The sequence below is a fragment of the Anoxynatronum buryatiense genome (assembly GCF_900182905.1).
GTDB lineage: Bacteria > Bacillota > Clostridia > Peptostreptococcales > Tindalliaceae > Anoxynatronum > Anoxynatronum buryatiense.
On record NZ_FXUF01000002.1, the window covers coordinates 217,811 to 244,762 of the forward strand.

The window sequence follows — 26,952 nt, forward strand, 5'->3', positions numbered from 1 at the left end:
TGTCTTAATTTAATGACATCTACAGTCTGAAAAGCCGCCTATCCGGGCGGTTTTTTCGTCTGATGAGCTGAAAAGACTCATGCAAAATGATTAGAGAAGCTTGATCTGGCGTATGAGTATAAGAACGGGATTGTATTGAAAGGCACGGTGCAGACAAGGACAGGTGGAAAGAGGAGGCAAAATCCATGATTACACGTCAAATTAACCCGCAAACCCTGTGGTTGACCTTTGGAACCCCTTTTGAGACAGAAAGCCTTATGTTTGACAGGGAGCAGACAACATTGCTGAAAAAAACACCGTCACTGCCGGTGAAGCTATCCCTTGAAAATGATCGATTGCAGTTAACAGACTCGTTGTCAGACGATACCAGGGTATTGGGACTGGGGGAAAACTTGCGGGGAATGAACAAACGGGGCGGTATTTACGAATCCTTTTGCACCGATGACCCCATCCATACCCCCGGCAAAAAATCCCTGTATGGTGCTCATAATTTTCTGCTGGTGGAGGGTGCAGTGCCCTATGGAATATTTATTGACTATCCGGGGAAAGTGATTTACGATATCGGATATACCAGGCATGATCAACTGATTATTACCATCACCGGGAGTGATGTGGATATTTACCTGTTTCAGGAGGGAAATCTCAAGGAATTGGCACTTGCCTTCAGGAGGCTCATGGGTGAAAGTTACATACCTCCCAAATGGGCTTTTGGATTTCAACAGTCCCGGTGGAGTTACCGAACCAGCAAAGAAGTGGAAGCGGTGGCAGCGGCTTTTCTGGAAAATGAGATCCCATGCGATGCCATTTATCTGGATATTGACTACATGGAACGCTATAAGGACTTTACAGTTGACAAGGAAGCTTTTCCCGATTTTCCCGGATTGGTGGCCTCTCTGAAAGAAAAAGGATTTCGACTCATCCCCATTATCGATGCGGGTGTCAAAATCGAAACAGACTACCCTGTTTACGAAGAAGGCAAAGATCGGGGTTACTTTTGCCTCAATCGCAAAGATGAGCCTTTTGTGGCCGCGGTGTGGCCAGGCAAGGTCCATTTTCCGGATTTTTTGAACCCGGAAGCCCGCCGCTGGTTTGGACTGCACTATCAGTTTCTGACAGACCAGGGTATCGAAGGATTTTGGAATGATATGAACGAACCATCCATTTTTTACACAGAAGAGCGGTTGCAGCAGGCCATTGACCTGGCAAAGGATAGTGAAGGACAAAATCTGGATATTGATGCATTTTTCCATCTCACCGACACTTTTAAAGCATTGTTTAATCATCCTGATGATTATAAACAAATGTATCACCAGGTAAAGGGCGAGATGGTGAATCACGCCAAAATCCACAATCTTTATGGATTCAATATGACTCGGTCGGCTGCAGAAGGACTGGCAGAACTGGAGCCAAATAAGCGTTTTCTACTCTTTTCAAGAGCTTCCACTGTGGGTCAGGGGCGTTATGCCGGCATCTGGACCGGGGATAACCATTCATGGTGGGAGCATATTTTGCTAAACCTTCAAATGATGCCCGCCGTGAATCAGTGTGGTATCCTTTATACAGGCGCTGATACCGGCGGTTTCAGTGACAATGCCAATGCCCAGCTGATGATTCGATGGAGTCAGTTCAGTCTTTTCACACCTCTGTTTCGCAATCATGCGGCCCTTCACACCCGGCACCAGGAGCCTTATGCCTTTGATGGAGCTTCGACAGCCATATTGAGGGATGTGATTCGCTTAAGGTATGCCTTGATTCCCTACTTATACAGCGAATACATGAAAGCAGCTAAAAAAAGCGGGCTCTTTTTCATGCCCCTCTCTTTCGAGTATTCCGAAGAACAGGCCGCCTTAACTGATGACCAGCTGCTGGTGGGAGAGTCTCTGATGGCAACGCCCGTTTACCGGGAAAATGCCAGGGGAAGACATGTCTACCTGCCTGAAACCATGCTTCTCTGGAAAGCAACAGGACCAGCGGGCGGTCAACTTGAAGTGGTGCCACAAGGGCACCATTATCTAAAGGCTGATTTGGCAGAAACCCTGATATTTCTTCGGAAAAACAGGATACTGGTATTGGGAGAGCCGGCCATGAGTGTGGAAAAAATGGATCTCTCCACCATGAGGGTACTGGCTTTTGTGGACGATACTGCCAGCTATGTGCTCTATGACGATGACGGACTCACCCATCATCACCGGGAAGGTGCTTACACTGAAATTCACCTGACCATCACCCACAAAGCAGGAGATTTTCAGGTGAAGGTGGCAGCATCATCCCATGTCAAAGTCAAAGTGCTGAAACTGGTGATGATTAATGCGGCAGGAAAGCAACAGGAACAAGTCGTCCAGGTAGTGCCAGATGCTGCCAACTAAACGGTCGACCTATTGCCAGTGAAGCGCCCGTGTGATCAAGAAAGTGACAGTGGTGACAGCGGCCCCCAGAGTGGTTCCCCAGGCCAGATCCACCAGGGTTACCAGCAACGGCCAGTCTTTCAGGGTAGCCAGATTGGTCAGATCATAGGTGGCATAGGTGATAAAACCAAAAAAAGCGCCTGTTAGAAGAGCTGTCTGCCAGCTTCCCTGGACAATGGCAGGCCGCAGAGCAAAGAAAACCATGCCTGCCACGTACAGCAAATAGAAAGTGATTGCCGCAGGCCAGTTTACCCGGGGACTGAGTAGAAAACCAATCTGCTGTTGGTAAAACCGCTGGGCGACGATTCCCAGCCAGATGAGGTCGATGCCAAAGAAAACTATTACGGCCATGAGGTACAAGCGGAACCAGTACATACAGCAAACCTCCTTTATCGTTCAAGAGATGAGAGAATCATGGTTGTTGATTGAGGGGCTTACCGATAAAAATACCCTGCAATGTGTCGGTCAATCATTCGTTTGAAAGATAAGGCATGTATCAATGCCAGCAAACAAACCTGACGAAAATTGCGTCGTTCTGGAAGCCAAGCCAGGCGCATTGGTACAATAGAAATTCTGAAACGGATGTGGTGAAGTGGAAACGGTGAATTTGCGCACATTTTTGGAACAGGCTCCTATGGGATACGCTTATCATCGCATGGTGTGCGATGCTGATGGGCAGCCGGTGGATTATGTGTTTTTGGATGTAAACCGAGCTTACGAAGAAATGACAGGGTTAAAAAGAGAAAATGTGCTGGGTAAACACCTCAGCCAGGCGGTACCGGAAGTATTGGCCGACCATTTTGATTGGGTTAGCTTTTTTGCCCAGGCGGCACTGGAAGGTAAAACAATTGAAACAGAACAGTATGTGCCGTCATTGGAGCGCTACTATCGGATCAAAGCAATACCTGCCGAAGAACCCCATTTCATTTGCTATGTTACCGACATCACTGCCGAGAAGGAGCAAATGGAGAGGTTCAGGTCAGTGGCTTCGGCACTGAATGACATTGTGCTGGATATTGATGACACCCTTCGATTCACGGGTGTCTACACCACTGATGAGAGTCAGTTGTTTTTCCCAAAGGAAACGTTCATCGGGAAAACCGTGCCTGAAGTTTTTAATGAAGTGACCACCCGACAGATCCAGGAGAATTTGGAGAGGGTGCAGCAAAATGATTCCAAATTGTCCACAGAATATGCTTCCTGGCACACTGGCGAAGAACGATGGTATCAGGCCGTGTACCTTGGCCGTCAGGACAGCTTTGACCGCTGGCGTTACAATATTGTGATTCGGGACATTACTGAGAGTCGTTTAGCGGCTCGGGCGCTGGAGGAAAGTGAGCGCAGTAAAAGTGTGCTGCTTTCCAATTTGCCGGGGATGGCCTATCGATGTCGCTATGATCGGCACTGGACCATGGAGTTTGTGTCGGAGGGCTGCCGGATACTGACAGGCTATTCGCCGGATCAACTCATCGGCAACCGGGATTGCTCTTTCAGCGATTTAATTCTGGAAGAGTACCGGGATCAGTTGTGGGAGGCGTGGGTTGAAGCCACGGCTGAAAAAAAACCCATGCAGGCGGAATACCGTATTCTAATGGCAGACAACACTGAAAAGTGGGTGTGGGAGCAAGGGGTTCCAATTTACAATGACAATGGCGAAGTGGAGGCATTGGAAGGGCTGGTGATCGATCTTTCGGAACGGAAGGCCATGGAGAGAGCCATGCGGCAAGCCCGGGATGCTGCCGAATCGGCCAATCTTGCCAAAAGTCAGTTTCTGGCTAATATGAGTCACGAAATCAGAACACCCATGAACGGACTTTATGGTTTTCTTCAGTTGATGGAGCTGACGGATCTAAAAGGCGAACAGCAGGAGTATCTGGCACATATGCGTCAGTCGATCGATACTTTGCTTTCAATCGTTAATGATATCCTGGACATCAGCCGCATTGAATCCGGAAAGCTGGAACTGGAGTACATACCCTTTGATTTAAGAGAAGAAATGAAAGCGGCAGTGATGCCTTTTTCCCTGAGAGCCCGGGAGAAAGAGCTGGAACTCAGTATGATCATTGATTCAGAAGTGCCCCGGCAGGTGATGGGTGACCCCATCAGGTTAAGACAGGTGCTGACAAACTTGGTGAGTAATGCAGTGAAGTTTACTGAGGCGGGAACAGTGCTGATTCATGCAACCGTCAGTGAGAAGCCTTTAGCGGATGAGGGTGAACCCATGATTGTGTTTCGTGTCATGGATACGGGCATTGGCATATCCGAAGCAGTGCAGAGCCGTCTCTTTGAGCCTTTTGTTCAGGCAGAAACCTCCACCACCCGGCGTTATGGCGGCACAGGACTGGGCCTGTCCATTGTACGGCACATTGTAGCCCTTATGGGTGGCTGGGTGAATCTGGCAAGCCAGCCAGGGAAGGGGACTGCCATCACATGCACCATTCCATTTCCCGAAATGCCGGAACAGGCTGACTGACAGATCACGTGCCAGATACTTTTTCCTTGACAGACAGCAGCGCTTCCGCTATACTGGTGAAAACCATATGTCCTTTAAACTGGTCCCGTGAGACTGGTAAGGAAACGCAAACAGGCCATTAGAACCTGAGCCTTCCTTTCTCGCGCAAAGGAAGGCTTCTTTGTGCGAAAAGGCAAATCCTTGCTGTCCCCCGTGACGGCAAGGATTTTTGTGTCTTGAGATGTGGTGCAATGAACCAGGTTTGATCAAAGACAATCAGTGGGACACATTACTGAAAGTGAGATCACATAAGCACTGTCAAAAGAGGTTGGAGTGATTGGAAGTTGTTAAGTTAGCTCAAAAGGAATGAGGGAGGCATAAAATGAAGGGAAAACTGATTCTGGAAGACGGAACACTATTCGAAGGAAAGCTGTTTGGAGCCATGAAGCAGGTACGGGGAGAAGTGGTGTTTAATACAGGCATGACCGGCTATCAGGAATTGCTGACAGATCCTTCCTATGTTAACCAGATGGTGGTGCTGACCTATCCGTTGGTGGGGAACTATGGATTTAACTGGGAAGATGTGGAATCTGCCAGTCCAAAAGTGAATGCGCTGATTGTGAAGGAGCTATGCCGCACCCCCAGTCATTTCCGTTCGGTGGGTCAATTGGAGCATTATCTGAAAGAACATGGGATAACAGGCATTGAAGGTATTGACACCCGGGCGCTGACCATCCATATTCGCGAAAAAGGCATGATGCGCGGAGCGCTGGTTGCCGGTGACGAAATGCCGGATCAGCAATGGCTCACAGCACCACTGCCTGATCCGGTGGCGTCAGTGACCACGACCCAGGTGAAGACACTGGGAAATCCTGAGGGTACCCGTATTGCCGTTCTTGATTTCGGAATCAAAGGCGCCATTGTCAAACATCTGATTAACCGTGGCATGTGCGTCAGCTTATATCCTGCTCAGACAACCGCAAAAGAGATGCTGGCTTTCCAACCCTCGGGTATTTTACTTTCCAATGGTCCGGGCAACCCCAAAGATTTGCCGGCGGCCATTAAAACAGTGAACGATTTGTTGAAAATGGACATACCTCTCATGGGAATCTGCCTGGGACACCAACTGCTGAACCTGGCCTGTGGCGGCGATGTGTACAAACTCCCCTTTGGTCACCGGGGCGGCAATCATCCGGTGAAGCATCTGGAAACTGGTGCTGTGACAATCACTTCTCAGAATCATAGTTATGCGGTGAAAGAAGAATGTCTGCCAGACTGTCTGACAGTCACACACCGAAACCTCAACGATGGCACGGTGGAAGGCATCCGGCATCGGCAGAAGCCAGTTTTTTCAGTACAGTATCACCCTGAAGCTTCTCCCGGACCTGCCGATTCGGTTGCCCTTTTCGATACCTTTCAGCAGATGGTTGAAGAGTCGCTTCAAAAGGAGGAAAAACCATGCCATTAAATCAACAACTGAAAAAAGTGATGGTCATTGGCTCGGGCCCTATCATCATCGGTCAGGCGGCAGAGTTTGATTATGCCGGTACTCAGGCCTGCTTGGCGCTGAAAGAAGAAGGGATTCACGTGGTACTGGTGAACAGTAATCCTGCCACCATCATGACAGACCCGGGCATTGCCGACACGGTCTATATGGAGCCGCTGACCCCTGCATTCATCAAGAAAATCATTCGAAAGGAAAAGCCCGACGGCCTCTTGCCCACACTGGGAGGGCAGGTGGGTCTGAATCTGGCAGTGGAACTGGCAGAGGAGGGGTTTCTGGAAGCAGAAGGTGTGACGTTGCTGGGTACGCCTGTGGAGGCTATCCAACGGGCAGAAGATCGTGAGTTGTTCAACCAAATGCTGGAAAGCATCGGTGAACCCATCGCCGAAAGCCGGGTGGTGGATCAGATGACAGAGGCACTGGCATTTGCCGATGTCATTGGGTACCCGGTAATTGTTCGACCGGCTTACACCATGGGGGGCACCGGCGGCGGTATCGCTGAGAATGAAAGGGAACTCAGGGAAATTGCCCGCATCGGCCTGAAAAGCAGCCGGGTGAACCAGATTCTGGTGGAGCGTTGTGTTTCAGGATGGAAAGAAATTGAATTTGAAGTCATGCGGGACGCCAATAATACCTGCATTACTGTCTGCAGCATGGAAAATGTGGATCCGGTGGGAGTGCACACCGGTGACAGCATTGTGGCGGCACCCAGCCAGACATTGGCCAACCAGGAATATCAGATGCTGCGCACCGCTTCCCTGAAAATCATCCGCGCCCTGGGAGTGGAAGGGGGCTGTAACGTGCAGTATGCCCTGGATCCAGAGAGTATGAACTATGTGGTGATTGAAGTCAATCCCCGGGTCAGCCGCTCCAGCGCCCTGGCTTCCAAGGCCACCGGGTATCCCATTGCCCGCATTGCCTCCAAAATTGCCGTGGGACTTCACCTTGACGAAATTCCAAACCCCATCACCGGCATGGGACATGCCGCTTTCGAACCTGCGCTGGACTATGTGGTGCTGAAGATACCCCGATGGCCCTTTGATAAGTTTGCACTGGCCGACAGAAAGCTGGGAACCCAGATGAAGGCCACGGGAGAAGTGATGGCCCTGGACAGAAGCTTTGAAGGTGCACTCATGAAGGGAATTCGCTCGCTGGAGCTGAACCGCAACAGCCTGATACTCCGGGAACTGTCAGATCTGACAGACGAAGCCCTGATGGAACGTATAGGTGCCCGGGACGATGAACGGATCTTCTATATCGCCACTGCCCTCTATCGGGGAATGGACATGATGACCATTCACCGCCTCACAGGAATGGACCCCTTCTTTCTGACAAAAATCAACCATCTGGCGCTGCTGGAAAGGCGACTGGAACAGGAAACACTGCAAACTCTCTCAGAAGACCTGCTGCGGGAAGCAAAAGCAATGAATCTGGGAGATGATCACATGGCCGCCCTGATGGGAGCCGATGAAATGACCCTTCGCCGGCACCGAAAAGCACTGGGAATCACACCTGCCTACCACATGGTGGATACTTGCGCCGGCGAATTTCCTGCAGTGACGCCCTACTTTTACGCCAGTTACGAAGGCACCAATGAAGCACAACCCACATCACGGCGAAAGGTACTGATTCTTGGTTCGGGCCCCATTCGAATCGGGCAGGGAGTGGAATTTGACTACTGCACGGTTCATTCCTTGTGGGCGCTTCGGGAAATGGGCATCGAATCCATTGTCATCAACAACAATCCTGAAACTGTCAGTACTGATTTCAATACCTCAGACCGGCTCTACTTTGACCCCCTTACCACAGAAGATGTGATGAATGTCATTGATTTGGAAGAACCGGAGGGTGTCATTGTTCAGTTTGGCGGCCAGACGGCCATTAATCTGGCAGAATCCCTTGAGAAAGCTGGCGTGACCATTCTGGGCACCAGTGTGGCAGACATTGATGCAGCAGAGGATCGGGACAAGTTTAACCAGCTGGTACAGTCGCTGGGCATTCCCATGCCCTTTGGAAAAACCGCCCGATCAGAAGCAGAGGCGGTGGCCTGCGCAGGCGAGATTGGTTTTCCCCTGGTGATTCGTCCTTCCTATGTGCTGGGGGGGCGCAACATGGAAATTCTCTATTCCATGGAAGAGCTGGAAGAATACATGACCAATGCAGCACTGGTGTCGCCCCGGCATCCGGTACTGCTGGACCAGTATCTTCAGGGCATGGAAGTGGAGGTGGATGCCGTTTCTGATGGCGAAGCCATCCTGGTACCGGGTATTATGGAACATATCGAGCGGGCCGGAGTGCATTCCGGCGACAGTATCGCAGTGATTCCACCACTGCATCTGAACCGGCACATGCAGGAAACGGTGATGGACTATACCCTGCGACTGGCAAAAGCGCTGAAAATAAAGGGAATGATCAATCTGCAGTTCGTCATTCGCTACAACCGGGTGTATCTGCTGGAAGTAAACCCCAGGTCCAGCCGCACCGTGCCCTTTCTCAGCAAAGTGACAGGTGTTCCCTTGATTAAGCTGGCCACCCAGGCCGCCATGGGTATGAGCCTTCGGGAGCAGGGAGTTCGCCCGGGGCTCATGTCGCCGCCGGCAGGCTATGCGGTGAAGGCACCGGTATTCTCCTTTTCCAAACTCATTGAAGTGGACACCTCTCTGGGGCCGGAAATGAAATCCACCGGTGAGTCCATCGGATTGGATGAGTTTTATCCCAAAGCACTCTACAAAGCACTTACCGCCTCAGGGTTGGAGGTGCCGGCAGACGGCAGTATTTTGGTAACTGTTGCCGACAAAGATAAGGATGAAGCCATCCCCATCATTCGGGAGCTGTGGGAAATAGGATTTTCACTTTACGCCACCAGTGGCACAGCGCAGGCACTGCGCCGGGGAGGGATTGAAGTTCGAGAGGTTCGCAAGCTTGACGAACCTGCACCCAACCTGCTGAACCTGATTCAGGAAGAAAAAATTCATCTGGTGATCAACACGCCTGCAAAAGGAAAACAACCAAAAAGGGACGGCTTTAAGATTCGCCGGGCAGCGGTGGAATCTGGAGTGCCCTGCGTCACCTCCATGGATACGGCGCGTGCAGTTCTGGAGGTGCTGAAAAGTATTTCCTTTAAAGTGACCGGATTATCATGATGAGCTGTCAAAGAATGGGAGGGGCACACATGAAACGGGAGTACACAGGCAACATCATGTATCAGGAACAGCTGCTGGAAGACTGTTACCGCATGGTACTGAAAACCGATGCAGACTTACTGCAACAGGCTTTGCCAGGGCAGTTTGTTCACTTGAGAATCAATCCGCTGGGAGGGCCTTTGTTAAGACGTCCCTTCAGTATCCACAGTATTGACCAGGAACAGGGCACCTTGTCATTGCTTTACGCCGTGGTGGGCCAGGGTACCCGGATCATGGCGGCAGATCTGCCGGGAAAAACCGTCACCTTGCTGGGCCCTCTGGGAACCGGGTTTCCCCACCTGCCTGCCTCCACTGGCGAGGTGGTGCTGGTGGGTGGTGGTTTGGGAACGGCGCCGCTGCTGCATACAGCCAGTTGGTTACAGGCTGCCGGCAGAAAGACCCGGGTGATTCTGGGATTCCCCTCGCAAGACCGGGCCATGTTGGCCAGTGACTTTACCCAAATAGGGGCAACTGTTCACATTACCACTGAAGACGGCAGCGAAGGCTACCATGGGTATCCCACGTCATTGTTACACAAAGTGCTGCTGAGAGAGTCGGTTCAGGCCGTCTTTGCCTGCGGTCCCCATGCCATGCTGGAAAATGTGGCAAAGGTATGCGGCGAAGCCGGGATTGATGCCTGGATTTCCATGGAAGAAAAAATGGCCTGTGGCATTGGGGCCTGTCTGGGCTGTGTGGTAAGAATCCGGGATGAAATGGGGAGCCATTATGAGAAGGCTTGTCTGGACGGTCCGGTGTTCAAAGCTTCGGAGGTGATTTTTGATGAAACATAAAGGCCTGCAGGTGGTGATTCCAGGCAGAAGAGAAGGTGCCCGCTCTTTGACGCTGGACAATCCGGTGATTGCTGCCTCCGGTACATTTGGTTCTGGCCGGGAATACGGAGAATATCTGGACTTGAATCAGCTGGGAGGCATTGCTGTCAAAGGGCTGACTCCGGAACCCCGGGAAGGGAACCCTCTTCCCCGAATTGTGGAAACCCCCATGGGAATGCTTAACTCCATCGGTTTGCAAAATCCCGGGCTTGAAGGATTCATTAAAGAAGAGATGCCTTTTCTCCGCACATACGAAACGGCGGTGATCGCCAATATTTCTGGCAACACCGTGGCAGAATTTACAGCCATGGCAACCCGGCTGGAGTCAGTACCCGGCATTCACGGGCTGGAAGTGAATGTGTCCTGTCCCAATATTCATCGGGGAGGTGAAGTTTTTGCCACCAACCCGGAGATGGTGCAGACGATTACCGAAGAAGTGGTAAAAGTGACCACGTTGCCGGTGATCGTCAAATTGTCTCCCAATGTGACCGATATTGGACTCATTGCTCAAAGTGCTGAAGCGGGGGGAGCAGACGCCGTTTCTCTCATCAACACAGTGCTGGGCATGGCCATTGACATCAAGACCCGGCAGCCTGTGCTGAAACGGGTTATGGGAGGTCTCTCCGGGCCGGCGGTAAAACCCATCGCCCTGCGCCAGGTCTGGCAGGTGTACCAGGCGGTGAAAATCCCCATCATTGGCATGGGCGGCATTATGACGGCGGAAGACGCCCTGGAGTTTCTCATGGCCGGTGCGGCGGCGGTTTCGGTGGGAACCGGCAACTTTGTGAACCCCACCGCCTGTATCGATGTGGCTGAGGGAATCAATGCGTATATGGAGAAACATGGGCTTCATCGGGTGAGTGAACTCACGGGTGCTGCCCACAAACAATAAATAAGTAAAGACGCCCCCAAAAGGAGGCGTCTTATTTAAATCGTACCAGAATCATCCATGGGTGACGCTGTGACAGCTGTTTCTTCAGGACGGAACACGGCCTGCCAGGTGGCATATCCCCCGTCAAGATTTTTGACATCATAACCCCGCTGTGAAAGCACGCGGGCGGCAATGTAACCCCGAACCCCTACCCGGCAGTAAACGTGAACAGCTTTGTTTTCGGGAAGTTCCTGAAGACGGGTGCGAAGCTGACTAAGGGGAATGTGACGGGCACCCGGAATGACTCCCTGGGCCACCTCGTCGTCATCCCGCACATCAAGGAAAAAAGCGCCGTCAGCATTCAGATTATCCACCTCATGCCACTGAAAAGAAGTCACCATGCCTTCCCGCAGGTTGGTGGCAGCGAATCCCAGCATGTTCACCGGGTCTTTGGCAGAGGAATAAGGAGGTGCGTAAGACAGTTCCAGCTCCTGCAGATCTTCAACTGTCAATCTGCCCCGTATGGCCGTCGCCAGCACATCAATGCGCTTCTCCACCCCTTTGGAACCAATGGCCTGTGCACCAAGAATTTTTCCGGTGACCGGGTCGTAGAGCATTTTCATGGAAATGGGATCTGCTCCGGGGTAGTAACCGGCATGAGCTCCCGGATGGATGTGCAGGGCTTCATAGGGAATATGCAGCTGCTTCAGGCGTTTTTCGTTGTTGCCCGTTGATGCCGCAGTCAACTGAAATACTTTTACTACGGCAGAGCCGAGGGTGCCGGGGTAAGCCACCGGGCGTCCGCAGATGTGATCGGCCACCAGGCGACCCTGCTTGTTGGCTGGGCCGGCCAAAGGAATCATGGCAGGCTGTCGGTTGATATAATCAGTGACCTCTACGGCATCACCAATGGCATAAACAGAAGGATCACTGGTTTGCATGGCATTGTTCACCAGAATACCGCCCCGCTCGCCCAAGGTTAAGCCGGCTTCTTTGGCCAGCTGATTTTCAGGTTTCACACCGATGGCCATGATGGTCAGGTCGGTGTTCAGCAGCTTGCCGCTGGAAAGCTGAATTTGGCTTCCGGACTCCAGAAAGGCCGAAACACCATCCGCTAAGATCAATTGAACACCCTGCTGGCGGATGTGATTGTGAAGAATGGCGGCCATTTCATAATCCATGGGTGCCATCACCTGATCCTGCATTTCCACCAACGTGACATGGATCCCCCGCTCATGAAGATTTTCGGCCATTTCAACACCGATAAAACCACCGCCAATCACCACAGCCTTTTTTGGCTGATGCAAGTCAATGTAATGATTGATCTGGTCGGTGTCGGGAATAGAACGCAGAGTGAACACGTTGTCTGCTTCCTGCAACCCGGAAATGGGAGGCTTCACCGGGCTGGCACCTGGTGACAGGATCAAGACATCATACATTTCAGTGTACGTTTCATCGGTCAAATGATTGTGCACTGTCAGTTCTTTTTTATTGCGGTGAATGGCGGTGACTTCATTGTAGGGACGTACCGAGAGATTGAAACGGGCTGACATGCCTTCGGCAGTCTGTACCAGTAAATCATCCCGGTTTTCAATGATGCCCCCGATGTGATATGGCAGACCGCAATTGGCAAAAGAAATGTAGCCACCCCGTTCCAATAAAACAATTTCAGCCTGTTCATCAAGCCGTCTCAAACGGGCAGCGGCTGTGGCGCCGCCGGCCACGCCGCCCACAATAACGATTTTTTTACGCATGAATAAATCCTCCTTGAGTTATGATGGATAATCGCAGGTCAAGCAAAAGATGAATCGTAATGAGTGTATATCATACCGATCACTTGTGAAAAAGTATGCAACTGTCACGGTGAGCTGTCGTCATTCATGGATAATTGCAGTTGATGAATGAGCGCCGGCACCTGAGGATGAATAATCTGGTAATGAATTTCCAAACCCTGGCGCTGACCCTGAATGATCCCTGCGTTTCGCAGGACAGCCAGGTGCTGGGAAACGGTTGACTGGGGCACCGACAAACAATGCTGGAGCTGTTGTACATTGGTGACGCCTCTATCAGTGAGTCGCTTTAAAATGCATAACCGAACGGGGTGTCCCATGGCTTTCAGCAGGTCGGCTGCCTGCTGAAGCTGAATCATTGTGGTGTTGTCGCTGTTGTGCGGCATGATAGTCCTCCTTTCGGTGAGCCATTCAGTGCCATTGTGCTGAAGTGGCATTAGATATAATGCTATATTAGAATATTACGATATATCAGGCTGAATGTCAATCATTTATCGGGAGTCATCTTTAGATGGAGGGTGGATGATTTCCCTCAAAGGTATTGTTTGGATTTCACAGGAATTATCTGCAGTTTCACCGTTTAGAACAGACTCATTTGTCAGGATATCACATTGACATGATCTGTTAGAATTGATATGGTGAAAAAAGCCTACATATGGAGAGGAGAAGTCATATGAAACTAACCGAACTGAAAACAAAAGAATTTGTCAGCACGCTGGCATCAGATGCACCTGCACCAGGCGGCGGAAGCGCTTCAGCATTGTTTGGAGCTCTGGGAACTGCCTTGGTATCAATGGTGGCAAACCTGACAACGGGCAAAGAAAAATACGCCGCCTATGAAGACCGCATGAAGGAAGTATTAAAAGAAACAGAAGGGTTAATGGAATCCTTCAATAATCTAATTGAGAAAGATACCGAAGTGTATAATGCAGTGGGTGATGTGCTGACCATGCCTAAAACGACAGATGAAGAAAAGGCAAAGCGAAAAGAAGCCATGCAGCAGGCTCTGAAAGAAGCAACCATTGTTCCTTACACCATGATGGAGGAAGCCGCAAAAGTGCTGGTGGTGCTTCAAAAGGCTATGGGTCATTCAAACCCCAATGCAGTGAGTGATCTGGGAGTCGGTGCGCTTGGTCTGAAAGCGGCCATGCAGGGAGCCTGGCTTAATGTGAAAATTAATCTGGGCAGCATTAAAGATGAAGCCTTTGTCAGTGAGTATCGGGCCAAGGGAGAAAAGCTGCTGGCGGATAACCTGGCGCTGGCTGACAGTCTCTACCAGGAAGTGGAAAAACAGCTTTAAAGTTCTTTTTGTCTCTTCAACAATCTTTCAATCCAGTCAACAACCACCGGCATGCCAGCATTCTCACATAAGAAGAATGCTGACGTGCCGTTTTTTGTGGCAGGAACACGGCTTTTATACACATTATTCACTCAGGTGATTTTAAAGCTTGTGCCGGTGAATGAGCGTCATTTTATGGGGCCTATGAGCCACGCCCCCAATGAAAATGTCCCTGTAGACCGGATAAAGCTCCATTTGTTCAAATCCTGTTGCGGCAATGGCATCCAGGGTCTCTCTGTTGAGATGACATTGATTGGCCATGCGCTTCCAAAGAGGTGTCAACCGTTGAAAAACATTTTTAAGCCGCTGGTTTTCAGGCAGCACATGCTCAATAAAAATGAATCGGCCGCCAGGTTTTAACACACGAAAGATTTCAGCAAGGCTGCCCATGACATCGGTGACTGAGCAGAGCACCAGCGAAACGACAACAAAATCATAAGACTCATCGGGGAAGGGCAACGCTTCGGCCTGCCCTTCCACAAAGCGCAGCGGCAGGTGGTCGGGGTAATGGTGACGGCGTACTTTTTCGCCAATGGTCAGGTCGAGAAGATCAAGATGATCAATATACTCGTAACGGTAGTAGGGCAAATTGGCACCAGTACCCACACCAATTTCCAGCACCATCCCTCTGGGGCGGACCATCAAAGACCGCCGAACTTTTTCAAGCAGCCTTTTTTCCAGTGGACGCATCAGTAAATCATAAAATGAATCACCTGCAGACATGGGGAACACCTCGTTTCAACATGTGTGATCAGTTCGTTTGTTCCGGTAATAGATACCCCAAAATCAAATAAACAAAGCCCTCTCAAAAAATCGCCGGGACCAGACAGGGGTTCTTGGATACGCCCATTGAATGACAAAAGTACCACGCATCACTGGCAATCGTGGTATGGGAACGTTAAGTCATGGTATAATGAGTGGTCAGGGAAAAATGATTCTTTGTGGAAAGCAAAGAAAAAGATGATGGCTGAAAGGAAGTGAATGGATGAATCCAATCGCAGAAGCCATTCGAAAAGCGCGGTTGCGTGCCGGGATGAGTGAAAAAATGCTGGCAAAAAAATGTGGCTTGGCTGAAAACTATATTAAACAGGTGGAGTCGGGCAGGAAAGTGATTCAGGAACAGGCAGCCCAGCGTATTTTACAGGTGTTGGGAGAAGAGACGGATGTATTGCAGCAGGGGTCCCATCTTCGTCGGGACTCTGGGGAGAACGAGGGTGACCGAGAAACAGAAAACAATCAATCAACCAGAAAGCAGGCGGTGAAACGAGATGCCCCCCTTTCCATCGAACCCAATGATCAGTGGACGGATGCCCTGGCCCATATCATCAGGCGTTTCCCGGTTGAAAATCTGGCAACGGGGAAAATAGTGGCGCATAAAGAACTGCCGGTATTGGGCAAAAAAATAGAGGGAGTTCCCTGGGAGAAAATTCGCTTTTTTCAGGTGGCAGATGGTCAGTTGCAGTCATTGCGAATTTATAAGGATGATCTGGTAATGGTCTGTGAAACAACTGAAATCATCAATGGCAAAATCTACGTCATCGAAGTGAATGGTCAAAAAATGATTCGAAAACTTTCGAAAGATCATCAGAAAAAAATCCTGTTATCCACCGGAAGTCCAGGGGAAGTGCCCACCGCTGTCACTGAGAAGCAGTTAAAGTTGATTGGCCGTTGTGTCGGCGTTGAATTCAGAGTCTGACTAAATTAATCCCTGCTGGATAAAGGAATGTACCAAAGGGTGTGCATGACCGCCAAAGACCTTTTCAAGGGGGCCGGCATCCTGCAGGGTACCTTCATGCAAAAAGGCTACCTGATCACACATGCGTTTTGTCTGTTGCAGGTTATGGGTGACCATTAACACCGTGGGGCGATAGGTTTCGTAGTGGATGCGAATCTGTTTTTCAAGAAGCAGAATGGAGGTGGGGTCGATATTGGCAGTGGGCTCATCCAGCATGATCAACCGGGGTTTGAAAACAAGGGCCCTGGCCAAAGCTACTTTTTGAGCCTCGCCACCTGAAAGTGTCCAGGCTTTTTGATCCCGTAAATGTTCAATTTGAAAGCGTGTCAGCATTTCCTCCACTTGTTCCTTCAGCTGCCGTGAGGAAACATGGCGCAGTTGCAATGGGTATGCTATGTTTTGAAAAACAGAAGTGCGCAACAGGTAAGGCTTTTGGAAAACCAAAGTCATATCAAGAAGCAATCGGTCATTCAGAGGCAGACCATCATATAAGATCCGACTCTGACAGGGGGCTGTCAGGGAAGAAATGATTTTCAGAAGGGTGCTTTTTCCGGATCCGTTAGGGCCAATGATTCCCCAAAAACAGCCACTGTCAATCTCCAACCGGGAGATATCCAGCACCTTTTTTTCATCATAGCTTTTGGTAAGGTGTTCGATGAAAAGATGCATGTTATCGCTCCTGTTGCCAATGATACAGCAGTGAATTGATGATGAAAGAAATCAGTAGCAGCACAATGCCGGTGGCAATGGCCAGTGAATATTCTCCCATGTTGCGAAGCATGGCAATGGTGGTGGTCATGACCCGGGTGTGCCCCCGAATATTTCCGCCCACCACCATGACGGCCCCCACTTCAGAAATGGCCCGGCCATATCCGGTGACAACAGCCGACATGATATTGATGCGTAACTCTCGAATGAGCAGCCAGAGCGTTTGAGAAGGGGAGGCCCCCAAGGTTTTGGCGAGGTCTCTGATCTCGCTGCCCCTTTCTTTGGTGCCATTAAAAACAACACCGGTGATGATGGGTGTTACCAGGCAGAACTGGGCAATGATCATGGCAGTGGGGGTAAAGTTGAGGCGAAATCGCCCCAAGGGGCCGCTGCGAAGCAGTAACAGAAAAATAACAAGCCCAATGACCACCGGCGGCATACTCATCAGTGTATAGATCAATCGAACCAGCATTTTTTTGCCAGGAAATTCTTTGATTCCGATGGTGAGGCCAAAGGGGATTGCCACAATGCCTGCCAGGAAAGTGGCTGTCAGGGAAACAAAGAGAGACAGGCCGACAATTTCAAGGAATTCCGGGTCCATGCTGATGAGCAGATGAACGGCATCCCGGGTTCCCTGTAAGAGATTATCCATTAGTACGCCCCTTTGTCAAAGTAATAAACTGCGTGGAATCATGAAACAAAAAAACTCCCTCGAGCTGAAAATGCAGAAAGGGAGTTTTGGTGACTTTTCGGCTCCTTTCCACAGTGGGAGGCATCGCTGTTTCCGGCAATACCTTAATGGTTTTTGGTCATGGCGCTGTGCGCGGTAGACGCAAAAACTCGGAGACTTAAGCATTGGTCAGTGATAACGCTTACTGCTGATTATACCGAAGGCGTGGCGGCTTGTCAACGATCATACGGTACACCCGGCGGCATGATACCATTGATTTCAGGGGAAGGCAGATCGACCAGAAGGTAACTTTGTGATAAAATGAATCAAACCGCCGGAAAAGCACCGGACCGGATTACCGGAAGGATGATGGGGTTCGTATGAAAAAGCATAACCAGCGCAGGAAAATCAGCCTGCAGGCTAAAATCATGTTCTTTTCTGCTTTTATTGTGACGATGAGTGTTCTAAGTGTCAGTTATGGGTTTCTTAAGACCATGGAGGCCAGCCTGCTAAAAGAAGTGGAAAGCAATGTTCTCAATACAGCCCGCATTGTTGCCCGCATGCCCACGGTGATTGACGCATTTGAAACAGCACACCCCGAAGAAATCATCGATCCGCTTATGAAAGTGATACGAAACAGCAGCCGTGATGTTCAGTTCATCACGGTCACTGATATTGAAGGAATTCGCTATTCTCATCCCAACCCGGAACAGCTTCTCAAGCCTTTCGCCGGCGGCGATGAAGGACCCGTGTTGCAGGAAGGAATCGAATATATTTCAGTGGCGCAGGGAACGCTGGGAATTTCCACCAGGGCGCTGACTCCCATCATCCATCCTGAGGGCCATCGCCTTGGCATGGTGGCGGTTGGCACACTGAATCGCAACATCGAACAGGCGACGGCAGAATTACGATGGCAGGTTTATCGTTTTGCACTATTTGGATTAGTATTGGGCCACTTGGGCTCGATTTGGATGGCAAAGCACCTGAAGAAAATTCTGCTGGGGTTGGAACCTTATGAAATATCAAAGCTGTTGAAGGAGCGTAACGGCATTCTGAAAGCCATTAAAGAAGGGGTAATGGCCATTGATGCGGACGGAAATGTTTCCATGATCAATGAAGCGGCGCGTACGATGCTGAGTATCTCTCCGGATAAACGGGAAGGGATGCACATCAGTGAAATTTTGCCTGAATCCAAGATGCCCCGGGTACTGAAGACCGGACAGGCAGAGTTTGATATTCAGGACGTCATGAACAGTGTTCCCATCATGGTCAACCGCATTCCCATCACAAACGGCAACAATGAAATTGTGGGTGTGATATCCAGCTTTCGTCTCCAGGATGAACTGACCACTCTGGCAGAACAGCTCACAGGTGCCCGGATGCTGGTGGATTCGCTGCGTGCCAACACCCATGAATTCATGAGCAAGATGCATGTGCTGTTGGGCTTGCTGCAGCTACAGAATTACGATCTTGCCGAGAAATATATACTGGAAGAGACAGAAAGTCAGCAACAGATCACCAGTCAGGTCATTCGCCACATTAAAGAACCTGCCGTGGCAGCGCTGATCATCGGGCGGTTCAGTGCGGCGAGAGAGTCGGGGTTAACCATGATGGTTGACCCTGCCAGTCATTTGTCGGTTCTGCAGGGCCGCATCAGCAGCAACGCATTGGTCACCATCATCGGCAACCTTCTGAATAATGCTTTTGACGCTCTGAATCAGCGGGAAAACGGGCAGGTGACACTGAGTATTCAGGAAACGGATCATGCCATCATGCTTCAGGTGGTGGACAATGGAGAAGGCATGTCATGTGACATACAGGAAAAGATTTTTAGTCGGGGATTTTCCACCCGTGAAGGAGACAGGGGAACGGGTCTTTTTCTTGTCAATCAAGTGGTGGCGACACTTCATGGAACCATTCGGGTTCAGTCGGAAACAGGAAATGGAACCACTTTTTGGGTGAGACTGCCCAAACAATGGCCTGCTGTCAGGGAAAATGAGGGGGAGGATCAATGATTCGAGTCATGATTGTTGAAGACGATCCAATGGTGGCAGAAATCAATCACCGGTATGTCAGTTCTGTAGAGGGTTTTCAGGTTGCAGCCATCGCCCGAAACGGAGAACAGGCGATGGAAATGCTTGAAAAAGAAACCGTTGATCTCATGATACTTGATATTTACATGCCCCGAAGTAATGGGCTTCAGCTTTTGAAAAAGATCAGAAATCAAAGCTGGACCATCGACGTGATACTTGTTACAGCCTCTCAGGATCCTGCTCATATTGGCGAGGTGCTGAAACTGGGTGCCTTTGACTATCTTGTCAAACCCTTCGAATTTAAGCGGCTGAAACAGGCGTTGGAAAATTACCGGTTACGAAAAAAAACACTGGAGAATACCCGACTGGTTTCACAGAATGATATCGATCGTCTGATCATTTCCCGGTCAGAGACAGAACTGGAAACGAACTACGAAAAAGGGATTCATCCCAAAACACTGGCAACCATAAAAGAACACCTTCTAAACCGGCGGCAGCCAGTGGATGCCACCCAGGTAGCTGACGATATTGGTGTTGCCCGTGTGACAGCCAGGCGTTACCTGGAGTACCTGGTGAAAACAGGCTTTCTTGAGCTGGATGTTCGCTATGATACGGGAGGTCGGCCGCGACACCTGTATCATCTTAGTGCATCCCAATGATCGGCACATCAAGCATACCGTCAACAGCGTATCTGTACCATCGGTGATTGACCCGGGACACCTGTTTACCGGCAGATGAACAGATACTGAAAAGTGGTCTGCCCTTTAATAGATGATCCGGGGAGTAAAGCTGCCTGCAGCGGATGTGAAGTGGATCAAAAAAAGCGTCTGTTCCGAACGTGTTTGGATCAGACGTTTTTTTTGTGCGTGTTTTCATTTGACGAGTATCAGAGAAAAGAAATCTTGACAACAGGGCAGTGAAAGGTGTATCATTAAATAAAACATATGAGCAAGTATTCATATATCAAGGAGGCGAAGTTATATGATGAGTGATAACATTGATAAAGACCGTTGTGGCTGCAATATCATTCATGAAGAAGCGGTAAGTGAAGTTGAAGATCAGATGATTGCCGATGAACATGCACAGGAAATGGCCGTGTTTTTTAAAGTTTTCGGTGATGCCACCCGTTTAAAAATTTTGTATGCTCTGAATCTGAAAGAGTTGTGTGTCTGTGATCTCTCCATCGTTCTGGGAATGACCCAGTCGGCCATCTCTCACCAGCTGAAAATGCTGAGAACGAATCGCGTTGTTAAGTCGCGCAAGGAAGGAAAAGTTGTGTACTATTCCATGGATGATGATCACATTCGACGAATTTTTGACCAGGGACTGTCTCATCTAAGCCACCTTGATGACCGCACTCTACCAAAGGAGATGACCTCAGATGAATTCACATCCGTATGAAATCTACCGTCTGAAAGGGCTTGGCTGTGCAGATTGTGCCGGCCGCATGGAAAGAGAAATCAGCCAAATCAATGGCGTGGCTGAAGCAACGGTGGATTTTGTCACCCAAAGACTGACTGTGCATTTTCTCGAAGAACACAGGAGAGATGAAATAATCAACGAAACAGCATCAGTGATTCAAAGCATCGAACCGGATGTCCGTATAGTGCCGGAATCGGATCATCAACAAATAGATGGCCATTCGCATGAGATGGAGGATGACGACAACCGATGGAAAGCAAAAGGGATGATGGTGGCTGCTTTTCTTCTTTTTGCAGCTCCCTGGACACTTAAACTGGAGGGAACCCTTGCACTGAGCCTCTATCTGGCAGCGTATCTGTTGTCAGGAGGGCGTGTCCTGTTGCGGGCAGGGCGCAACCTGATCAATGGCAGGGTCTTCGATGAAAACTTTCTCATGAGTGTTGCCACCATTGGCGCCTTTGCCATTGGCGAATACCCTGAAGGTGTGGCAGTGATGCTCTTTTATCAGGTAGGTGAATATTTTCAGGACCTGGCAGTTCATCGCTCCAGAAAATCCATTGCTGCACTAATGGACATACGGCCGGATACGGCACATCTTATACAGGATGGCCGCGTTCAAACAGTTAAACCGGAACAAGTAAATAAAGGGCAGCTAATCCTGGTGAAGCCGGGTGAAAAAGTCCCCATGGATGGTGTTATCGTTAAGGGAATCAGTTTGGTGGACACGGCTGCCTTAACAGGCGAGTCGCTGCCACGGGATGTTTCTTCAGGGGATGAGGTGCTGGGAGGATTTGTGAATCAATCAGGGGCCCTAACAATAAAAGTGAAACGCACTTACGAACATTCAGCGGTTTCCAAAATACTGGAACTGGTTCAAACTGCCGGTAGTCGAAAAGCCCGCACAGAACAGTTTATCACCAAATTCGCACAGATATACACCCCGCTGGTGGTGGGAGCTGCTGTACTGTTGGCAGTGATTCCGCCCCTCTTACTGGCTGACGCGACATTTGGTGACTGGATCTACCGCGCTTTGATCTTTCTCGTCATATCCTGCCCCTGTGCGTTGGTGATTTCCATTCCCCTTGGATTTTTCGGGGGCATAGGCGGGGCTTCAAGCCAGGGCATTCTTGTTAAAGGTGGTAATTATCTGGAAGCACTGAATCAGGTGGACACTATTATATTTGATAAAACAGGTACACTGACCAAAGGGATTTTCAGAGTGAGCCATCTTTTGCCGCAAGAGGGGATAGACGAAGCTAATCTGTTGGAAATGGCAGCGCTGGTAGAAAGCCAGTCGACGCATCCCATTTCTGTTTCCATTCAAAAAGCATGGGGAGGGAACACGGCCGCACACCAGGTGGAAGCAGTCAGGGAGACGCCGGGAAAAGGAGTGGAAGCTCTGGTTGACGGTCAGCAGATCAAGGCAGGCAATGCAGCCTTTTTGATGGAGGCAGGAATAAATGCTCCCCAGGTCGCTGAATCAGGAACACTGGTCCATGTAGTTCGCGAGGATCAGTTGATGGGAAGTTTGGTCATCAGTGATGAGATGCGTCCAGGAGTTAGAGAGACCATGGAAGGGCTTCGCAGGGCAGGTATCAAGCGGTTGGTGATGCTGACGGGTGACCGGGAAATGATTGCCCGTCAGGTGGGTGATGCAGCTGGTATCAGTGAGATCTACGCAGAGTTGCTTCCACAGGATAAAGTGACCATCACCGAAAAAATCATGGCTGAACAGACTGGTAAGCGCAAAGTCATGGTGGTGGGAGACGGTATTAACGATGCACCGGTATTGGCCAGAGCCGATGTTGGGGCAGCCATGGGCGGGCTTGGTTCTGACGCCGCCATTGAAGCGGCTGATGTGGTCATCATGGATGATGAGCCTGCCCGGCTGATCACTGCTCTAAAAATTGCCCGGCGTACCCGGCTCATTGTCTGGCAAAACATCGTGCTGGCCATTGGCGTTAAACTCATTGTGCTGGCCCTGGGGGCCGGAGGCCTGGCAACCATTTGGGAAGCGGTTTTTGCCGACGTTGGTGTGGCAGTGCTGGCAACGCTGAACGCCATGAGAGTGATGAAAACACCCCCGCAGAAATGACCACACCAGTGGATCTCTTTTGAGCTGATATACAGGTTCAGGTTCTTCGGGAGACAGGTTCGTCCGTTTAAAAAAGTAGATCTGCCTATACAGATTTGAAAAAGACACTGCTGGCCAATAAATGGTTAGCAGTGTTTATTTTGGTTATATATACCCGTGTGAGTTCCAACAAGATCGAAAGCTATGGGGGGTACGACATGAAACGGGATGGAAAAATAATACTGGCATTGACACTGGTTATTGCAGTGGTTTTGACCGCTGTTTTTGCGTATTTTATATCGCGCACCGAAAAAGACTTTGATCTTTTTTACACCAAACAAATGGATAACCACGCCAGTCTCATCCGTAAAACCGTCAACTTGGCAGAAAGCTATACAGAAACCTACACCCGCCTGATTAACGAAGATCTTTACCACAGGCTTTATGGATTGAATCAGGAGTTGGCCGGTGTGGCTGCAGATCAGCTAACCCCGGGGGTGCTGATGACTTACCGGGACAACTATGACCTTGCCGGGTTGGCCATTTTTTCGCCCGTTGATGACGAAGATATTGCCATTTCGGCGTCAACAGTTTTGGAGGAGATTGGTGAACGAACTGCTTTCTGGGGTTATTGGCATGAAGCCTTCAGTGCATTGCTTCAGGGAGAAACACCGAATGTGGGCAGAGGGTATACACGGGAAAATTTCTGGGTGGGCCCTCGAAGCCGTTCTCATTATATGGAGGGGTACTATCGCTTTGCCTATTACCACAATGAAGCGCAGGGATACCTTATTAATGGTTACATTGAAGACGCTGCCTCCTATGATGATAACATACGCAATCTCATGGATGATCTATTTGCATACTTGGATGAAGAAATCAGCTATATCCAGTCAAGCTCACTAATTGATTTGAACGCATGGGAAGTGGCATATCACAATGAATACAGCAACCCGGAAGACCCCGCTTTTATATACGGAAACTTCGACCGCAACCTGTTTATTCAACTGGGATTAACACCTGAAGAATTGTATGCCATGACAGAAACTCAAAGGCATGTGTTAAAGGCAGATTCTGGAGAAGCGCTGATTTACCTGATACCGGCAGGTGTGGCAGAGCACCCCTATCTGGTGGCTGCTCTCATCGATGACAGTGATCACTGGCTGTTGCGGGAAAATGCCGGCAACTCTTTTTTACTCATGGGACTGATCGCGCTGGTAATTGTCCTGCTGGGAGTATCGTTTGTCATGCATCACTACCGGTCGCAACTAACGTTTGAAATTGAACGCAAAGAAGCTTCTGAGGCATTTGCCAGAAGCATTGCAGCGCTTCCTGAATTTATCTACCGCTGTCAAATTGCCGAGGATAATACCTTGTTACTTACGTATAATGACGGGCGGTCGGTGGGGCGCGAACAGGCTGTGGCAATGGAAAAGCATTATCTGAAAATGAACGATATCTACCCGGAAACCTACACACAAATCCTCCGGGAAAATGTTGAAAAAGCACTGGCGGGAGTTGCTCAGAGATTCGAAGTGGCCTATAATGGACGGATTTATGAACATTATATCAGTCGGGTGGAAAATGAGAATGAAGTAGCAGGATTTGCCACTGATATTACTGAAAAAAGGCATCAGGAAGAAAAAGCCAGGTATCGGGCTGACCACGATTCACTGACAGAGTTGAAGAACAGGGGTGCTTTTGAACTCTATATCAGGGAAATAACCAGCCGAAAGCCCAGTGATTCGTACGCGCTTTTTTTCATGGACTTGGATCACTTTAAAGAAGTGAATGACACTTACGGGCATTTATTGGGAGATCACTTGTTGCGAGCAGTTGCGAATCAAATTCGCCAGGCAGTGGCAGGCAGCGAGGGGATTCTGGCAAGGGTTGGCGGCGACGAATTTGCGTTTTTCTTCCGGGAAAGCAGTAAAGAAGTTATTGAGAAAACTGCAGAAAACATCATCGCTGGTTTTCAGGAACCACTGGAGGTTGAAGGGCAGTTATTAACCATCGGTGTGAGTGTTGGCATTGCCAGGTATCCTCAAGATTCGGCAAATGACCGGGAATTGATACATTTTGCTGATCAGGCCATGTATGCAGTCAAGCATGAACCGGGGAAAAAGTACGCTTTTCACCGAAAGCATTCTGTCCGGTGATTCCACTTTGCGAACTTTTCTGGTAAAATGGATGACATTCACAGGTTGTCTGATAACAGATGGAAGAGGGGTTCGGCAATGATCGATATTCAGAATGTTTCATTGTGGCGGGGAAATGCGTTTTTGCTGAAAAATGTCAGTTGGAAGGTGAACGCGGGAGAGCATTGGGCGATCCTTGGACTTAACGGCTCTGGAAAAACCACGTTGCTGAACATGATAAACGGCTATCTGTTTCCTTCAAGTGGAGAAGTGACCGTACTGGGACAACGCTTTGGTGATTATGATCTAAGAGAATTGAGAAAATCCATTGGGTGGGTTAGCTCAGCGCTTCAGGAACGTTTTTACATGGCAGAATCGGCTGTTGATATTGTGGTAAGCGGGAAATCAGCCATGATTGGCCTTTTGACAGAGCCTTCTGAAGAAGATGCAGCTGAGGCCAACAAGCTGCTGGATCAGCTGGGATGTGGTTCTTATGCGAAAAGAGCGTATCAGACTCTCTCACAGGGTGAAAAGCAAAAAGTGCTCATTGCCCGGGCATTAATGGCGAAGCCGCAGCTGCTGGTACTGGACGAGCCGTGCACTGGTCTTGATCTGTTTGCAAGGGAACAGCTTCTCACATTCATTGAAGCACTTGGCAGAAAACCAGATGCCCCAGTCTTGCTCTATGTGACGCATCGAACAGAAGAAATCCTGCCCATATTCTCCCACACCATACTGTTAAAAAAAGGACATGTCTATGAGGCGGGTAAAACAGAGGCAATCCTCAGCGAAAAGGTGCTCTCATCATTCTTTGACGAACCGGTACAGGTCAGAAAGCATCAAAAGCGTATCTGGGTAACATTGGCAGATCATCGGCACCAGGCGGAAGATTAGCGTCCTTGAGAATGATCATGTGACGCTGTCGTAAGATCAGGCAGAAGCCTGGAGAAGTTGTGGGAATCTTATTGGAAAGGAAGCATACTGAATGACAGAGATTAGGTTAACAGATCATTTGAAGCAATATCTATCTCAAAAGAAGATCACCGCTATCACACTGGACAGGCAAATGAAAAAAGTCTGTTGTGCAGGACCGCCGCTGCCTTCTGTCAAGGCGGGGAAACCCAGGGATCAAACTGGTTTTGAGTGTTTCAGCATTGACCATATTTCCATTTACTGGCATCGTCAAATCAAGTATTCAAAACCAACCCTGTGCATCAGTGTGCGCACTTTTTTGCTGATGAAAAATATCTTTGTTTATGACCCTGATACTGTCTGTCTTTGCAGTGGTGGGCAGCAGGACGGTTAAAAAGCGGGAAATAGAAAAACCCGTCGCGTGACGGGTTTTTATCAGAAGGTGTGAACAGGTCGCCAAACTAAACAGAGACGCGCGTTGCCAGGTATTTTGCCCGGCATTCCCAGCTGCAAAAGTAAACAGGCTGATCCTGATCATCCAGCAATATATAAGCCTGCTTTCGGGGTATCTCACAATTGCAGGTGGTATCCATAACCATTTCCACCGGGACAGCTTTTTCTTCTTTATTCGGCAACTCTTCAACAGGGGTATCGGTACGTGTCAGACCTTTTTTACGGGTTACTTGGAAAGCTGCAGTGTTTCGATAACTGAAAAAACGCAAAATGGTTCTAAAAATGAGAACCATCACCGTGATTCGCAAAACAGAGTAAATAAATGTATCCATTTCATTCACCTCCAGGCTGATTGACTCATCAGGTAATACAAAAAGACTATACAGGTTACATACCCGTTCGAAGTCATTCAAATCAATTCCAGTAACGGTTAC

The 26,952-nt window shown here is 49.4% G+C and carries 22 protein-coding genes and 1 riboswitch; of the genes, 15 read left to right on the forward strand and 7 right to left on the reverse strand.

Annotation, left to right across the window (positions count from 1 at the left end):
- The first annotated feature begins 185 nt into the window (after positions 1-185).
- On the forward strand, positions 186-2,366 hold the full coding sequence (locus QOL74_RS03735) for a TIM-barrel domain-containing protein (protein ID WP_283408097.1): 2,181 nt from the start codon (positions 186-188) through the stop codon (positions 2,364-2,366).
- Between the two features lie 9 nt (positions 2,367-2,375).
- Here the strand turns inward: QOL74_RS03735 and QOL74_RS03740 are convergent, their stop codons facing one another.
- Positions 2,376-2,780 (reverse strand): DUF2177 family protein, encoded by a 405-nt coding sequence (locus tag QOL74_RS03740; RefSeq protein ID WP_283408098.1) that lies wholly within the window; start codon positions 2,778-2,780, stop codon positions 2,376-2,378.
- A 217-nt stretch (positions 2,781-2,997) separates the two neighbouring features.
- On the opposite strand from QOL74_RS03740, the gene QOL74_RS03745 reads away from it, so the two are divergent.
- The 5 genes from QOL74_RS03745 (at position 2,998) to QOL74_RS03765 (ending at position 11,265) form a co-directional block, all read left to right on the forward strand.
- The gene (locus QOL74_RS03745) at positions 2,998-4,878 is read left to right on the forward strand and encodes an ATP-binding protein (protein WP_283408099.1); all 1,881 of its coding nucleotides are present in this window, start codon (positions 2,998-3,000) and stop codon (positions 4,876-4,878) included.
- Positions 4,879-5,239: 361 nt separating this feature from the next.
- Positions 5,240-6,325 carry a carbamoyl phosphate synthase small subunit gene (locus QOL74_RS03750; protein ID WP_283408100.1) on the forward strand — a complete coding sequence of 362 codons (1,086 nt, stop codon included), beginning with the start codon at positions 5,240-5,242 and terminating at the stop codon, positions 6,323-6,325.
- Positions 6,316-9,504 (forward strand): carbamoyl-phosphate synthase large subunit, encoded by a 3,189-nt coding sequence (gene carB / locus QOL74_RS03755; protein WP_283408101.1) that lies wholly within the window; start codon positions 6,316-6,318, stop codon positions 9,502-9,504. Before QOL74_RS03750 ends, carB begins: the two co-directional genes overlap by 10 nt.
- Positions 9,505-9,533: 29 nt before the next feature.
- On the forward strand, positions 9,534-10,334 hold the full coding sequence (locus tag QOL74_RS03760) for a dihydroorotate dehydrogenase electron transfer subunit (RefSeq protein WP_283408102.1): 801 nt from the start codon (positions 9,534-9,536) through the stop codon (positions 10,332-10,334).
- On the forward strand, positions 10,324-11,265 hold the full coding sequence (locus QOL74_RS03765; protein WP_283408103.1) for a dihydroorotate dehydrogenase: 942 nt from the start codon (positions 10,324-10,326) through the stop codon (positions 11,263-11,265). Before QOL74_RS03760 ends, QOL74_RS03765 begins: the two co-directional genes overlap by 11 nt.
- 35 nt (positions 11,266-11,300) lie before the next feature.
- Here the strand turns inward: QOL74_RS03765 and QOL74_RS03770 are convergent, their stop codons facing one another.
- Both QOL74_RS03770 and QOL74_RS03775 read right to left on the reverse strand, forming a co-directional pair.
- Complete coding sequence (locus QOL74_RS03770; RefSeq protein ID WP_283408104.1) at positions 11,301-12,998, reverse strand: CoA-disulfide reductase; 1,698 nt, start codon at positions 12,996-12,998, stop codon at positions 11,301-11,303.
- A gap of 104 nt (positions 12,999-13,102) precedes the next feature.
- Positions 13,103-13,420: an ArsR/SmtB family transcription factor gene (locus tag QOL74_RS03775; protein ID WP_283408105.1), complete on the reverse strand. Its 318-nt coding sequence runs from the start codon at positions 13,418-13,420 to the stop codon at positions 13,103-13,105.
- A 287-nt stretch (positions 13,421-13,707) separates the two neighbouring features.
- Between QOL74_RS03775 and QOL74_RS03780 the strand changes: the two genes are divergently transcribed.
- Complete coding sequence (locus QOL74_RS03780; RefSeq protein WP_283408106.1) at positions 13,708-14,334, forward strand: cyclodeaminase/cyclohydrolase family protein; 627 nt, start codon at positions 13,708-13,710, stop codon at positions 14,332-14,334.
- 141 nt (positions 14,335-14,475) lie between these two features.
- Here QOL74_RS03780 and QOL74_RS03785 read toward each other — a convergent pair whose 3' ends face one another.
- On the reverse strand, positions 14,476-15,096 hold the full coding sequence (locus QOL74_RS03785; RefSeq protein WP_283408107.1) for a class I SAM-dependent methyltransferase: 621 nt from the start codon (positions 15,094-15,096) through the stop codon (positions 14,476-14,478).
- Positions 15,097-15,358: 262 nt separating this feature from the next.
- Here QOL74_RS03785 and QOL74_RS03790 point away from each other — a divergent pair, with 262 nt between their 5' ends.
- Positions 15,359-16,069 (forward strand): LexA family transcriptional regulator, encoded by a 711-nt coding sequence (locus QOL74_RS03790; protein ID WP_283408108.1) that lies wholly within the window; start codon positions 15,359-15,361, stop codon positions 16,067-16,069.
- Here the strand turns inward: QOL74_RS03790 and QOL74_RS03795 are convergent, their stop codons facing one another.
- Positions 16,070-16,777 carry an ATP-binding cassette domain-containing protein gene (locus tag QOL74_RS03795; RefSeq protein ID WP_283408109.1) on the reverse strand — a complete coding sequence of 236 codons (708 nt, stop codon included), beginning with the start codon at positions 16,775-16,777 and terminating at the stop codon, positions 16,070-16,072.
- A gap of 1 nt (position 16,778) precedes the next feature.
- Positions 16,779-17,468, reverse strand: a complete 690-nt coding sequence (locus QOL74_RS03800) for an ABC transporter permease (protein WP_283408110.1) — start codon at positions 17,466-17,468, stop codon at positions 16,779-16,781.
- Between the two features lie 85 nt (positions 17,469-17,553).
- Positions 17,554-17,674: riboswitch (molybdenum cofactor riboswitch) on the reverse strand.
- A gap of 192 nt (positions 17,675-17,866) precedes the next feature.
- Here QOL74_RS03800 and QOL74_RS03805 point away from each other — a divergent pair.
- The 7 genes from QOL74_RS03805 to QOL74_RS03835 all read left to right on the forward strand — a co-directional run bounded on the left by QOL74_RS03805 (position 17,867) and on the right by QOL74_RS03835 (position 26,459).
- Complete coding sequence (locus tag QOL74_RS03805) at positions 17,867-19,501, forward strand: ATP-binding protein (protein ID WP_283408111.1); 1,635 nt, start codon at positions 17,867-17,869, stop codon at positions 19,499-19,501.
- Positions 19,498-20,178, forward strand: coding sequence for a response regulator (locus QOL74_RS03810; RefSeq protein ID WP_283408112.1), 681 nt, complete (start codon positions 19,498-19,500; stop codon positions 20,176-20,178). Before QOL74_RS03805 ends, QOL74_RS03810 begins: the two co-directional genes overlap by 4 nt.
- A 325-nt stretch (positions 20,179-20,503) precedes the next feature.
- On the forward strand, positions 20,504-20,920 hold the full coding sequence (locus QOL74_RS03815; protein WP_283408113.1) for an ArsR/SmtB family transcription factor: 417 nt from the start codon (positions 20,504-20,506) through the stop codon (positions 20,918-20,920).
- Positions 20,901-23,036, forward strand: coding sequence for a heavy metal translocating P-type ATPase (locus tag QOL74_RS03820; protein ID WP_283408114.1), 2,136 nt, complete (start codon positions 20,901-20,903; stop codon positions 23,034-23,036). The genes QOL74_RS03815 and QOL74_RS03820 overlap by 20 nt, the downstream gene beginning before the upstream one ends.
- 197 nt (positions 23,037-23,233) lie before the next feature.
- Positions 23,234-25,174, forward strand: a complete 1,941-nt coding sequence (locus QOL74_RS03825; RefSeq protein WP_283408115.1) for a diguanylate cyclase domain-containing protein — start codon at positions 23,234-23,236, stop codon at positions 25,172-25,174.
- Positions 25,175-25,252: 78 nt separating this feature from the next.
- The gene (locus QOL74_RS03830; RefSeq protein ID WP_283408116.1) at positions 25,253-26,047 is read left to right on the forward strand and encodes an ABC transporter ATP-binding protein; all 795 of its coding nucleotides are present in this window, start codon (positions 25,253-25,255) and stop codon (positions 26,045-26,047) included.
- Positions 26,048-26,138: 91 nt separating this feature from the next.
- On the forward strand, positions 26,139-26,459 hold the full coding sequence (locus tag QOL74_RS03835; RefSeq protein ID WP_283408117.1) for a CC/Se motif family (seleno)protein: 321 nt from the start codon (positions 26,139-26,141) through the stop codon (positions 26,457-26,459).
- A 67-nt stretch (positions 26,460-26,526) separates the two neighbouring features.
- Here the strand turns inward: QOL74_RS03835 and QOL74_RS03840 are convergent, their stop codons facing one another.
- Positions 26,527-26,850 (reverse strand): hypothetical protein, encoded by a 324-nt coding sequence (locus QOL74_RS03840; protein ID WP_283408118.1) that lies wholly within the window; start codon positions 26,848-26,850, stop codon positions 26,527-26,529.
- Positions 26,851-26,952 lie beyond the last annotated feature (102 nt).